At 68.0% G+C, this 12,493-nt stretch carries 14 protein-coding genes; 6 read left to right on the top strand and 8 right to left on the bottom strand.

Annotated features, from left to right (window positions below; genetic code table 11):
- Window positions 1-138: 138 nt before the first annotated feature.
- Window positions 139-1,947, top strand: coding sequence for a methanol/ethanol family PQQ-dependent dehydrogenase (locus PKE75_RS01145; RefSeq protein WP_271166850.1), 1,809 nt, complete (start codon window positions 139-141; stop codon window positions 1,945-1,947).
- Between the two features lie 132 nt (window positions 1,948-2,079).
- Here the strand turns inward: PKE75_RS01145 and PKE75_RS01140 are convergent, their stop codons facing one another.
- From PKE75_RS01140 to PKE75_RS01130, 3 genes are all read right to left on the bottom strand, one after another.
- A complete protein-coding gene (locus PKE75_RS01140) occupies window positions 2,080-2,415 on the bottom strand; it encodes a hypothetical protein (protein WP_271166849.1) in 336 nt (111 codons plus the stop codon).
- 5 nt (window positions 2,416-2,420) lie between these two features.
- Entirely contained in the window at window positions 2,421-3,317 is an 897-nt protein-coding gene (gene argB / locus PKE75_RS01135; protein WP_271166848.1) for an acetylglutamate kinase, read from the bottom strand.
- Window positions 3,318-3,415: 98 nt separating this feature from the next.
- Entirely contained in the window at window positions 3,416-5,557 is a 2,142-nt protein-coding gene (locus tag PKE75_RS01130; protein WP_271166847.1) for a putative bifunctional diguanylate cyclase/phosphodiesterase, read from the bottom strand.
- A gap of 187 nt (window positions 5,558-5,744) precedes the next feature.
- Here PKE75_RS01130 and galE point away from each other — a divergent pair, with 187 nt between their 5' ends.
- The gene (galE, locus tag PKE75_RS01125; protein ID WP_271166846.1) at window positions 5,745-6,764 is read left to right on the top strand and encodes a UDP-glucose 4-epimerase GalE; all 1,020 of its coding nucleotides are present in this window, start codon (window positions 5,745-5,747) and stop codon (window positions 6,762-6,764) included.
- Window positions 6,765-6,793: 29 nt separating this feature from the next.
- Here the strand turns inward: galE and PKE75_RS01120 are convergent, their stop codons facing one another.
- Together PKE75_RS01120 and PKE75_RS01115 are read right to left on the bottom strand one after the other, a co-directional pair.
- Complete coding sequence (locus PKE75_RS01120) at window positions 6,794-6,958, bottom strand: Thivi_2564 family membrane protein (protein WP_271166845.1); 165 nt, start codon at window positions 6,956-6,958, stop codon at window positions 6,794-6,796.
- A gap of 129 nt (window positions 6,959-7,087) precedes the next feature.
- Window positions 7,088-7,606, bottom strand: coding sequence for a DUF2244 domain-containing protein (locus PKE75_RS01115; RefSeq protein ID WP_271166844.1), 519 nt, complete (start codon window positions 7,604-7,606; stop codon window positions 7,088-7,090).
- Window positions 7,607-7,617: 11 nt separating this feature from the next.
- Between PKE75_RS01115 and nth the strand changes: the two genes are divergently transcribed.
- Window positions 7,618-8,358, top strand: coding sequence for an endonuclease III (nth, locus tag PKE75_RS01110; protein ID WP_428979082.1), 741 nt, complete (start codon window positions 7,618-7,620; stop codon window positions 8,356-8,358).
- On the opposite strand, the gene PKE75_RS01105 is transcribed toward nth, so the two are convergent.
- The 3 genes from PKE75_RS01105 to PKE75_RS01095 form a co-directional block, all read right to left on the bottom strand.
- Window positions 8,345-9,043 carry an orotate phosphoribosyltransferase gene (locus PKE75_RS01105; RefSeq protein WP_271166907.1) on the bottom strand — a complete coding sequence of 233 codons (699 nt, stop codon included), beginning with the start codon at window positions 9,041-9,043 and terminating at the stop codon, window positions 8,345-8,347. The genes nth and PKE75_RS01105 overlap by 14 nt on opposite strands.
- Window positions 9,044-9,069: 26 nt before the next feature.
- Window positions 9,070-9,399, bottom strand: coding sequence for a heme-degrading protein HmuQ (hmuQ, locus tag PKE75_RS01100; protein ID WP_271166842.1), 330 nt, complete (start codon window positions 9,397-9,399; stop codon window positions 9,070-9,072).
- Between the two features lie 153 nt (window positions 9,400-9,552).
- Window positions 9,553-10,059 (bottom strand): GNAT family N-acetyltransferase, encoded by a 507-nt coding sequence (locus tag PKE75_RS01095; RefSeq protein WP_271166841.1) that lies wholly within the window; start codon window positions 10,057-10,059, stop codon window positions 9,553-9,555.
- Between the two features lie 143 nt (window positions 10,060-10,202).
- Between PKE75_RS01095 and trmD the strand changes: the two genes are divergently transcribed.
- The 3 genes from trmD to PKE75_RS01080 all read left to right on the top strand — a co-directional run bounded on the left by trmD (window position 10,203) and on the right by PKE75_RS01080 (window position 12,412).
- Window positions 10,203-10,919: a tRNA (guanosine(37)-N1)-methyltransferase TrmD gene (trmD, locus tag PKE75_RS01090; protein ID WP_271166840.1), complete on the top strand. Its 717-nt coding sequence runs from the start codon at window positions 10,203-10,205 to the stop codon at window positions 10,917-10,919.
- A 75-nt stretch (window positions 10,920-10,994) separates the two neighbouring features.
- Window positions 10,995-11,411: a 50S ribosomal protein L19 gene (gene rplS, locus PKE75_RS01085; RefSeq protein WP_271166839.1), complete on the top strand. Its 417-nt coding sequence runs from the start codon at window positions 10,995-10,997 to the stop codon at window positions 11,409-11,411.
- 476 nt (window positions 11,412-11,887) lie between these two features.
- The gene (locus PKE75_RS01080; protein ID WP_271166838.1) at window positions 11,888-12,412 is read left to right on the top strand and encodes a toxin-activating lysine-acyltransferase; all 525 of its coding nucleotides are present in this window, start codon (window positions 11,888-11,890) and stop codon (window positions 12,410-12,412) included.
- Window positions 12,413-12,493: the final 81 nt, after the last annotated feature.

Below are 12,493 nucleotides of genomic sequence, written 5' to 3'. Positions count from 1 at the left end.
CCGGCCGCATTCGGGAGGCTGTCTCTACGGCGACGTCGGAAATTCTGAGCCTTTCCTAAGAGATCAAGAGGCGGATCGCCCTCGGGGGCCAACGAAAACACGCGCCTGCCGGCGTCACCGCCGTCCTGGAGGAAGTCCATGAAGCGCTTACTGTCTACAGCCCTTGGGTTCTGGGTCGCCGGGGCCATGTCGGCCGCGTCGGCGAACGACGACGTGCTGAAGCACATCGCCAATCCGGCCGAATTCGCGATCCAGACGGGCGACTACGCCAACACCCGCTATTCCAAGCTCGACCAGATCAATGCCCAGAATGTGAAGAAGCTGCAGGTCGCCTGGAGCTTCTCGACCGGCGTGCTGCGCGGCCACGAAGGCGGTCCGCTCGTGATCGGCGACATCATGTATGTCCACACGCCCTATCCGAACAACGTGTTCGCGCTCGACCTGAACGACAACGGCCGGATCCTCTGGACCTACCAGCCGAAGCAGGACCCGAACGTCATCTCCGTGATGTGCTGCGACACCGTCAATCGTGGCGTCGCCTATGCCGAGGGGATGATCTTCCTGGCGCAGGCCGACACGACCGTCGTGGCGCTCGACGCCAAGACCGGCCAGAAGAAGTGGTCGGTCGTGAACGGCGACTCGAAGAAGGGCGAGACCAACACGGCGACCGTCATGCCGGTCAAGGACAAGCTGATCGTCGGCGTCTCGGGCGGCGAGTTCGGCGTCCGCGGACGGCTGACCGCATACGACCTCAAGTCCGGGAAGCTCGTCTGGAAGGCCTATTCGACGGGTCCGGACGACGAGATGCTGGTCGATCCGGAGAAGACCACCGAGCTCGGCAAGCCGATCGGCAAGGATTCTTCGCTGAAGACCTGGGAAGGCGACCAGTGGAAGACCGGCGGCGGCGCGACCTGGGGCTGGTACTCGTACGATCCGAAGCTCAACCTGATCTATTACGGCACGGGCAATCCCTCGACCTGGAACCCCAAGCAGCGTCCGGGCGACAACAAGTGGTCGCTGTCGATCTTCGCGCGCGACGCCGACACCGGCGTCGCCAAGTGGATCTATCAGCTGACCCCGCATGACGAGTGGGACTACGACGCCGTCAACGAGATGGTCCTCACGGATCAGAAGATCGACGGCAAGGTGCAGCCGCTCCTGACCCACTTCGACCGCAACGGCTTCGGCTACACGCTGAACCGCGAGACGGGCGCCCTGCTCGTCGCCGAGAAGTACGACCCGGTCGTGAACTGGGCGTCGAAAATCGACATGGACAAGAGCTCCAAGACCTATGGGCGTCCTGTCCTGAACGCCAAATTCTCGACGGAGCAGAACGGCGAGGACAACAACACCCAGGGCGTCTGCCCGTCGGCTCTCGGCACCAAGGACCAGCAGCCGTCGTCGTACTCGCCGAAGACCGATCTGTTCTACGTCCCCACCAACCACGTCTGCATGGACTACGAGCCGTTCCGCGTCGCCTACACCGCGGGCCAGCCCTATGTCGGCGCGACGCTGTCGATGTACGCCGCGCCCAACAGCCATGGCGGCATGGGCAACTTCATCGCCTGGGACAACGTCAAGGGTAAGATCGTCTGGTCCAACAAGGAGATGTTCTCCGTGTGGTCCGGCGCCCTGGCGACCGCGGGCAACGTCGTGTTCTACGGCACGCTCGAAGGCTACCTGAAGGCTGTCGACGCCAAGACCGGCAAGGAGCTCTACAAGTTCAAGACGCCGTCCGGCATCGTCGGCAACGTCGTGGCCTATGAGCACAAGGGCAAGGAATACATCGCGGTGCTCTCGGGCGTCGGCGGCTGGGCCGGCATCGGCCTCGCGGCCGGTCTGACCGGCGGCAGCGAAGGTCTGGGCGCGGCCGGCGGCTACGCCGCCCTCGCGAACTACACCACGCTTGGCGGCCAGGTGACGGTCTTCACGCTGCCGAACAGCTGAGAAATCGGGGTCGGCTCCGGCCGACCCCCCAACTCAACTTTCCATGGTCTCACGTCCGGCTCTTCTCCTCCCTCGGGCCGGACGTTCATGGATGCGGCGAGCCTTTTACGCAGGGGCTCGCCGCCTTTTTATTCAGCGAAGCGCGGCGTCCGCCGCGCGTGCGCCCTGCTCGAGCGCGTAGGTCACCGGCGAAGGCGCGCCGGTGACCACGAGCGTCGCCAGCGTCAGCGCGATCCAGAAGCCTGCCGCGACCCGCGGGCCCTGCTGGAAATAGACCACGGCCACCAGCAGGTGGACGATCGCCAGCATGTTCTGCGGCACGCCGCTCCAGAGCGACGGCAGCAGGAACAGCGCGAGGCCGATCACCGCCATGGCGGTCGCGAACTCCAGAAAGGAGCGGCGGCCGGCCGCCTGCGCCTGAGGGCGCTTGCCGCGGTCGTCGGGTCGCTTGAACGGGACGACGGCCATGCGCGTCAGCGGGTGATCAGGGTGCCGGCGCCGCCGTCGGTCAGCAGCTCGATCAGCACGGCGTGCGGGGTCTTGCCGTCCAGGATGACGACGCCCTCGACGCCCTTCTCCACCGCATAGATGCAGGTCTCGACCTTCGGGATCATGCCGCCGGAGACCGTGCCGTCCGCAATCAGGCGACGCGCCTCCTCGATCGAGAGCCGGTGGATGAGTTGTCCGGTCTTATCCAGCACGCCCGGCACGTCGGTGAGCATCAGCAGGCGCTTGGCGTTGACCGCGCCGGCGACAGCGCCTGCGAAGGTGTCGGCGTTGACGTTGTACGTCTGCGGCCCGTCCACAGCGGTCGCGACCGGAGCGATCACCGGGATCAGGTCGGAGGCGATCACCCAGTCGAGCACGGTTCGGTCGACGAGGTCGGGTTCGCCGACGAAGCCGAGGTCGACGACCTCCTCTCGGCCGGTGGCGGGATCGATCATGCTGCGCGTCACCTTGCGCGCCTTGACCATGCCGCCGTCCTTGCCCGAAAGCCCGATCGCGCGGCCGCCCTCGGCGTTGATCGTGGCCACGATCTGCTTGTTGATCGAGCCCGCGAGGATCATCTCGACGATCTCGACCGTCGCCTGGTCGGTGACGCGAAGGCCGCCCTTGAACTCGCTCTTGATGCCGAGCCTTTCCAGCATCGCGCCGATCTGCGGGCCGCCGCCGTGGACGACCACGGGGTTGATGCCGACCTCCTTGAGGATCGCGACGTCCTGGGCGAACCAGCGCGCGGCGTCCGCGTCGCCCATGGCGTTGCCGCCATATTTCACCACGACGGTCGCCGCGTCGTAGCGCTGCATGTAGGGCAGCGCCTCGACGAGGATGCGGGCGGTGTCGTGCGGGTTGGGGACGCTTCCGGTCATCGCTTCGCTCTACGGGCCGTAAGGCCGAACTCGGGCCGGCGGGTTCTAGCCGCTTCGGCGCGACGGCTCAATGACGGGCGGCTTGGGACGCGTGAGGCTCACCGCGACTGAAGCTGTTCGCGCGCGGGAAGCGGCCTGGTCGCCGCGGCGCGGCCGCCGATCGCCTTGAGTTCGTCCACCATGCGGTTCGCGTACCAGGCTTCGAGCGCCGCCGCGGCCATCGGTCGGCCGAACAGATAGCCCTGCGCGTGCGTGCAGCCATAGCCACGGACGAGTTCGAGTTGGTCGACGGTCTCCACGCCCTCGGCGACCGTCTCGAAGCCGAGCTTCTCCGCCATCGCGATGATCGTGCCGACCACCACCCGCGCCGCCGGGACGACGAGCGCGTCGCGCACGAAGGCGCGGTCTATCTTGAGCACGTTGAACGGCAGCTGGGTCAGCGTCGCCAGGTTTGAATAGCCGGTGCCGAAGTCGTCGATCGCGATGCTGACGCCCGCCGCCTTGAGCGGGGCGAGTTCGCGCGCGGCGTGCGCCGGATCGCCCATCGCCGCGCTTTCGGTGATCTCGAGTTCGATGCTTGAGGGCGCGGCGCCGGAGGCCCGGATGATCTGGAGGGTGGTTTCGGCGAAGCGCGGATGACGGAACTGGATCGTCGAGACGTTGACCGCGATCCGCAGTTCGATCCCGATCGCGGCCCACCCGGCGCTCATCCGGCAGGCTTCCGCCAGAACGAAGCGGCCCAGCGGCTCCACGAGCCCGCATTCCTCTGCGACCGCCACGAATTCGATCGGAGGCACGAGCCCGCGTGTCGGATGCCGCCAGCGCACCAGCGCTTCGGCTCCCGAGACCACGTTGGTCTTCAGCGCGATCTGGGGCTGGAAATACACTTCGAGCTGGTCGTGCTCGAGCGCGCGGCGAAGGTCCTGCTCAAGGCGGAGTCGGCCATAGGCGAGCCGGTTCAGGTCGGCCGCGGCGGCGCGCACCGATTGCGGACCCGCCGCGCGCGCCGCTTCGAGCGCGGCGGCCGCGCTCCGCAGCAGCGCGCCGGCCTCGTCGCCGTCGGCCGGGCCGATCGCGACGCCGACGGCGATCGTCAGCGTCACGTGGTGCTCGCCGAGCGGCATGGGGGTCTCGAAAGCCGCCAGCGCGCGTCGCGCGAGCGCTTCGGCGTCGGCGGCGCCGGCGCCCGGCGCCAGCATCGCGAAGCCGCAATCGGAAATCCGCGCGAGGAACACCGCCGGATCTCCGCCGCGCGGCGGCGGCAAGGTCGCCTGAAGCGCCCATTCGTCGGCGACCTTGCGCAACCAGTCCGCCGCGCGGCGGATCGCCTCGTCGCCGTGCTGTTGGCCGAGCCCTGCGGCGACCCGCGCGAGGCCGTCGACCTCCAGCTTGATCAGGGCCACGTCCTGCCCGACCTGGAGGGCGGCCGAAAGCCGGCTGATCAGGCTGCTGCGGTTGGGAAGGAGAGTGAGCGGATCGTCGAAGGTCAGCCTGTGCAGCGCCGCGGCGCTCTCCGCAAGGTTGCGGGTGATGGAAAGATGGGCGCGGGCGAGCGCGCCAATCTCGTCATGACGGTCGCTGACGCGGCTCATCTCGTCCTTGGCGGAGCCGGGCCGGGTCACGGCGCGCGTCAGCGTCCTCAAGGGCGAGGCGGCCCTGTCGATCAGAAGCGCGGCCAAAGGCAATGCGAGGATCAGGAAGGCGAGCGTCGCGAGCAGCCCGTAGATGACGATGTCGCGCATCGCGGCGGTCGCGGATGACAGCGAGCGGCCGACATGCAGCACCGCAGTCTTGCCGTCGATCAGGGTGACGACCTTTGCGGCGTGCGCGACGCCGTCGGCTTCGACCAGCGCAGCGACGCCCAAGGCCCGGCTGCGGGCCAGAGCGTCCTGCGAGAAGGTCGTCACGCTCGTCGCCGGGGCGACGCCGGCCACCAGTCTTCCATCGGGAAGCGCGACATAGGCGTAGTCGACGGAGCCTGCGGTCAATTCCGCAAAGCTCGCCTGGGCGAGCGTGCGGCCGTCGAGCGCGAGCGCGAGCGAGATGCGGTCCGCGTCGCGCGCCAGCCTGCGTTCGACTGCGGCGACGCCTTCGGCGCGAACATAGAGCGCGGCCGTCAGCGTGATGACCACCGCCATGCCCGCGAGCAAAACGCCGATCGCGATCGTGGAGCGTGCCGCGAGGCCTCGCCACCAGCGATCGTTCACGGCGCGGGCGCGGGGCCCGCTCGCGTCAGACATGAGCGCTCGTGCCCCCTTCGCGATACGCCAGAATCGAGACGTAAAATCGCGCGACAGCGTTAATGAACCGTTAGCGGTCGATCGTGGGGTGGCCGTCTCGCAGTCGGACGTGGCGCAACCAAACATAAAGGCCGTTCCGGTAATGTCCCGCACCGCCGGCCGATCGCCGGCTTGCGGAGCGACGCGCATGACCGTGCTGATCACAGGCGGCGCAGGCTATATCGGGTCCCACATGGCGCTGGCGCTGCGCGACGCGGGCGAGCCGGCCGTGGTGCTCGACGATCTGTCGACCGGGTTTCGTGAAGCCGTGCCGGAGGGAGTGCCGCTCGTCGTCGGCGATGTCGCCGACGAGGCGCTGGTGTTGCGCACGCTCGCCACGCACCAGATCGACACGGTCGCCCATTTCGCCGCGCGCATCGTAGTATCGGAGTCCGTGCGCGATCCGCTCGGCGCTTACGCGGCCAACACCTGCAAGACGCGGGCCCTGCTCGGCGCGCTGGTGGCGGCCGACGTGAAGCGCTTCATCTTTTCTTCGACCGCCGCCGTCTACGGCCTTGAACCGCCGACCCCGACTGCGGAGACCGCGCCGTGCGATCCGGCTTCGCCTTACGGCGCCTCCAAGCTGATGACGGAGCGAATGCTGCGCGACGTCTCGGCGGCGCATGGCCTGTCCTACGTCACCCTGCGCTATTTCAACGTCGCGGGCGCCGACCCGCAGCTCCGGTCAGGCCAGCGTTCGCCAGGCGCGTCGAACCTGATCACGCTCGCCGCCCGCGCCTCTCTTGGCCTGAATGATGGGTTGCAGATCTTCGGGACCGATCTGCCGACGCCGGACGGGACAGGGGTGCGCGACTACATCCACGTCTCCGATCTGGCGGACGCCCATGTCGCGGCGCTCAGGCATCTGAGAGCGGGTGGATCCGGCGGCCTGACCCTCAACTGCGGCTATGGGTTCGGCTATTCGGTGCGCGAGGTGATCGCGGCGGTCGGCCGCGCCGCCGGCCGCGAACTTGCGGCGGTCGAACGCCCGCGGCGGGCGGGCGACCCTTACGTCTCGATCGCGGACGCGTCCCGCATCCGCGAGACGCTGAGCTGGACTCCGAGGCGCGACGATCTCGACCTCATCGTCGCCGACGCGCTGAGGTGGGAGCGGTTCTGCTGGACGGAAAAAGCGCGCCGTCCCGAATCGTCGGGGCGGCGCGCCTGAACCTTACGCTGGCTGAAAGCTTCGCGGGCTTAAAACACCGCGAGATACTTCAGCAGCGAAATGATGCCGATGATGATCACGATCACCCGGACGATCTGTTTCGCCCGCCCGTCGATCGGCAGCAAGCCGACGAGGTAGAGCACGAGGAATATCACCAGAATGGTGATCAGAATGCCGATCAGGGGCGCTTCCATTTTTCGTCATCCTTTGCGGCGTGAAAGCATGGGAAATTGTGCGGGAGCGTCGGCCCGGTCCCGTTTACGCGCCGTCGCGATGTAAAAACGCCCCGATCCCCGATCGGTTCCGGAATCTCTTCCTGATCGTTAGTCGATCGCTCCAGAGCGCATCGGCCCGGCGCGGGCTGCGGCGAGCGCGGCGCCGAACGCCTTGGCGAATTCGGCGCGTTCCCACGGCGACAGCGCCCCGGCGAGATCGAGCCGCTCCTGGCGCTGGGCGATGGCGAGCCGCGTCATCCCGAAATCCTCGTCGGTCTCGGTCTCGAGCTTCACCCAGAGCGGGTTGAACCGCCATTCCGCAATACGGCCGCGGGGGGTGATCTTGCGGACGAGCAACTCGACGTAGGTCAGCGCGACCTGTTCGCAGGCGCGGGCCTGAGCAAAGCTCAGCCGGAACGCGATCCAGAGCGCCAGCACGTCCAGGCCAAGGAAGCCGAGAACCGGCCAGGCGCCGAGCAGATAGAACGGAACGCTGACGAACGCGGACAGGCCGCCAAACCCGAGCATGACGATCAGGAAGCCGCGCCGGCCGAGCGAGCGATGCGGCGTGATCTCCGCCTGGAACACCACGGTCTCAGCGTCGCTCGGTCTGGCGTCGGGGCTCATCAGTTGAGTATATGACGGCCATGGTCCTTCGTCAGTCCTCGCCCGCGAAAAAGCCGGCGACCAAGCCCAAGCGCCCGGTCGGGCCGAAGCGCCTGCCGCCGGCGATCGTGGAGGAGATCTTCCGCCGTTTCGAGGCGCGCGAGCCGGAGCCGAAGGGCGAGCTCGAGCACACGGACCCCTATACGCTGCTGGTGGCTGTCGTGCTGTCCGCGCAGGCGACCGATGCGGGCGTCAACAAGGCCACGCGCAAGCTGTTCGCAGAGGCGTCGACGCCCGAAACGATGGTCGCGCTCGGGGAGGACCGGGTGCGAGAGCTGATCAGGACCATCGGGCTCTATCGCAACAAGGCGAAGAACGTGATCGCGCTATCGCGACAACTGCTCGCCGAGCATGGCGGCGCGGTGCCGCCGTCCCGCGCGGCGCTGGAGCTGCTGCCGGGAGTCGGCCGCAAGACCGCGAACGTCGTGCTGAACAACGCCTTCGGCGAGCCGACGATCGCGGTCGACACGCATCTGTTCCGCGTCGGCAACCGCACCCGCCTCGCGCCGGGCAAGACGCCGCTCGAGGTCGAGCTCGGGCTCGAGAAGGCGGTCCCCGCCCGCTACAAGCGGCACGCCCATCACTGGCTGATCCTGCACGGCCGCTATGTCTGCAAGGCCCGCAGGCCGGAATGCCCGGACTGCCTGATCAGGGATTTATGCCCGTTCGAGCCCAAGACGCCGCCGGCGGGCCCCGGCGTCAGCCCGCCTTGAAGCTCGACGCGCCGCCATGGGCGGCGGACCACGCCGCCGGCGCGTTCAGGAAGGCCTCGACGTCGCCGAGCTTGCCCGGATCGATCTTGCCGTCCTCCTTCGCGACCGCCAGCACGTCCCAGAAGGTCGCGAGCTCGTGCAGCCTGACGCCGATCCGCTCCATCGTCTGGTGGGTCTCGGGGAAGATGCCGTAGTGGAACAGCACGAAGGCGTGCTCCACGACCTGTCCCGCCTCGCGCAGCGCCTCGCAGAACGCGACCTTGGAGCCGCCGTCGGTCGTCAGATCCTCGATCAGGATGGTGCGATGGCCCTCAGTCACCGCGCCTTCGATCCGGGCGTTGCGGCCGAAGCCCTTGGGCTTCTTGCGGACATAGAGCATCGGCAGCATCAGCCGCTCGGCGATCCACGCCGCGAAGGGGATGCCCGCGGTCTCGCCGCCCGCCACGGCGTCGAGGCTCTCATAGCCGACCTCGCGCAGGATGGTCGCTGCGGCGTCGTCCATCAGCTGCTTGCGCAGCCGCGGGTAGGAGATGAGCTTGCGGCAGTCGGTGTAGACCGGGCTCGCCCAGCCGGACGTGAAGATGAACGGCTCGTCGGGGCGCACGTGGATGGCCCCGACCTCGAGCATCATCCGCGCGACGCGGCGGCCGATGGTGTCTCGGGACTGCAGGACGGGCTGGTTCATGCGGCCGTTCCGATCGAAATCGTCGTTCATGCCGCAGCCTTCTGGTTCTTCTCGATCAGCACGGCCTCGAAGCCCTCGAACTGGGGATGGCCGGCGAACATCGGCTTGCTGGAGCCTGCGCCGCCATGCGCCTTGCGGAACGCTTCAGAGCGCGTCCAGCCTTCGAAATCCTCCCGCGAGCGCCAGATCGTGTGGCTGGCGTAGAGCACCGTGTCGGCGTCGGCCGGACCCTTGAGCAGGTGGAACTCCACGAAGCCCGGGACCTCCTCGAGGTGGCGGTCGCGCTCGCGCCACACGGTCTCGAAGGCTTCCGCTTCGGCGGCGAACACCTTGAAGCGGTTCATGGCGACGAACATCGCGCGTTCTCCCTGAGGCTTTCGGTCGCCGAAACGTCTAGCGCGCGGAATGGCCGGCGCAAAGGCCTGGGAGACGTGAAATAGGGCTGCGGGACGACCTGCGGCCGACGTCGTGAAGAACGCCGCGCTGACGCGAGACATGTCCGGGAGACGTCACCGCCAGACGTAGGCGAACTTCTCCAGCGTGACGTCGCCAAAATGCTCCACGCCGCGGGCCGCGAGCTTGCCGCCGAGCCGGGCGTAGAAGCCGCAGGCAGGGTCGTTGCCGGCGAGCGACCATGCGGCGGCGCCGGAGAGGCCGCGCGCGGCGAGCTCGCCACGGGCCGCCGAGAACAGCCGGCGGCCGAGGCCGAGGCCCTGATATTCCGGCTTGAGATAAAGCTCGTAGACTTCGCCGCCGACGGCGAGCGTCGAGGCCCGGTTGCGGCCTGAGCTGGCGTAGCCGACGGTCTCTCCGGCGAAGATCAGCAGGCTGACGCGGCTGCCGCGGCGGAGCGCGCCGGCCCACCATGACGGGCCCCTGCGCTCGATCATCCGCTCGAGCTCTCGGCCCGGGATCAGGCCGCGATAGGCGTTGCGCCAGGCGGCGTCGTGGACGGCGGCGATCGAGGCGGCGTCGTCCGCATGGGCAGGCCTGATGTCGATGGCTACCGTGCTCACATCAGGAGAGTAAGCCGCGCCTCCGCGTCGCGACAAGCGCGGAAACGCGCATGACTTACGCTTCTTCGGCATGGGCGGTGGACGCCGCCCCCCGGGACGCGCGATAGGGTGGCGCGAGGCCTAGAACCTTCGGTGTTTCAGCCATGTGGCGCGCGACCATCCTGACCCTCTACCCCCAGATGTTTCCAGGCCCGCTTGGCCATGCGCTGGCGGGCAGGGCGCTGGGAAGCGCCTGGACCTGCGAGGCCCGCGACATCCGGGCGCACGCAACCGATCGGCACGCCTCGGTCGACGACACGCCGGCAGGCGGCGGCCCCGGAATGGTGATGCGCGCCGACGTTCTGGCGGCGGCCCTCGACGCGGTCGAGGGGGCGGCGCCGCGCATCCTTCTGACCCCCCGCGGCCGGCCGCTCGACCAGGCGCGGGTGCGCGTCCTCGCCGCGGGGCCGGGCGTCACCCTGGTGTGCGGCCGGTTCGAAGGCGTGGACGAGCGCGTGATCGCCGCCCGGCGCTTGGAGGAGGTCTCGGTCGGCGACGTTGTGCTGTCCGGCGGAGAGGCCGCGGCCCAGCTGCTGCTCGACGCCTGCGTGCGGCTGCTGCCGGGCGTCATGGGCGCTGCGGCCTCCGGCGACGAGGAAAGCTTCGAGGGCGCGCTGCTGGAGCATCCGCATTACGCCAAACCACGCGATTTCGAGGGCGTCGCGATCCCGTCGGAGCTCACGGGCGGCGATCACGCGGCGGTCGCGCGGTGGCGGAAGCGCCACGCTCTCGCCGACACGCGGAGGCGCCGACCCGATCTCTGGGCGAAATATGTCGCATCCTCGACAGGAGGCGTCGACAAACCGCGGCAAAGCGGGTAGGAGACCCGCCAATCACGAGAAACCCCTAAACCTCTCGTGCGCGCCGCTTACGCGGTAGACGCGGAGACTACTGTCATGAACATTATCGAGCAGCTCGATCGCGAGCAGATGCAGGTCGTCGCTGAGAAGCGCCAGATTCCTGAGTTTGGCCCCGGCGACACCGTCACGGTCAACGTGAAGGTCAAGGAAGGCGAGCGCGTCCGCGTTCAGGCCTATGAGGGCGTGGTGATCGCGCGTTCGGGCGGCGGCCTCAACGAGAGCTTCACCGTCCGCAAGATCTCCTACGGCGAGGGCGTCGAGCGCGTCTTCCCGTTCTATTCGCCGATGATCGACAGCGTGAAGGTGGTTCGCCGCGGCAAGGTCCGCCGCGCGAAGCTCTATTACCTGCGCGACCGTCGCGGCAAGTCGGCCCGCATCGTCGAGAAGGTCGACCACAGCCAGAAGGCCGCGGCGAACAAGGGCAAGAAGGCTCCGGCCGCCGCCGCGAAGTAACGCTCCGCGGCCGCGGCCGCGCATCGACAATCCTTTCAAACGGCGCGGCTCACCCCGCGCCGTTTTTGCGTTTGGAGCGCCGGCCACATGGTTTGACGCCCCGTTGGGCCGCCGAGCCTCTCGCCCGTCGCCACCCATGACTCCGCCGGCGCGGTCCTGAACCGCGATGGCAAGATATGGTTCGCGGCCGTGGTGGTCATTTGACTGCAGTGCGGGCGAACTGCCGGGTCAAGCCTCGAGGATCGCTCCGATCCGCTTTGCCGGAGCGCAACGGGACTTGTTCCAAAAAAGTGCTCAACTGAACAGTTTCGGGATTTTAGTCGTAACCGCCCGCGATCATCACGGGTGGAGCGACGCCGCGCGAATTATCAGCTTGCAATCTCGATATCCAGGGTTGAGCTTCCGGCACGGTCTGGTCCATCTTTGGGCTTCTCTAAAGCCGTCGCCGCTGGACGCTTGCTGGAGTCGGGATTTTGATGGACGGGGGCGCGTCGAGCACGGAGGTGGCGCGGTTCAGGCTGTACCGGCCGCAACAGCCCGCGGCGGCGCTTGGCCTTGCGGTCAGCCACCTCATGACCAAACCGGCCTTCGCCAATCTCCGCTTCGGCGAATGGTCGCGCGTCCTCGTCGGCCAGATCAACCGCGGTCATTACACGTTCGCGATCGACTCCGACGGCCAGATCCAGGGCTTCGTCGGCTGGGCGCTCACGAGCCGCGATAACGCAGAGAACTGGGTGCAGGGGCGCCGGAACCTGACTTTCCAGGAGTCGCTCGAGGGCGACTGCGTGGTGTTCAACGCCTGGGCCGCGAACTCGCTGCGGGTCCATCGCTTTCTGGTCGACGAGGCCCGGAAGATGATTCAGGGCAAGGACACCCTCTACTTCAGGCGCGCCTACCCGGACGGAAGCTCGCGCCCCGTCCGGCTGCCGGTGAACGAATTCGTCTCAAGCCACATCAGGCGCCGCGCAGGCGACGCCGCGGTCTCCGCCCTCGACGGGTGAACTGAACGCGTCTTCGGAACGACGGAACGGCGTGCGTATCGAAAGCGGACAACGGCCGAAGCGCCGTCACTGGGGGGAAGA

This window comes from Hansschlegelia plantiphila, from assembly GCF_027922265.1.
Classification (GTDB): domain Bacteria; phylum Pseudomonadota; class Alphaproteobacteria; order Rhizobiales; family Methylopilaceae; genus Methylopila; species Methylopila plantiphila.
This window is presented reverse-complemented; position numbering and strand designations above follow the sequence as displayed.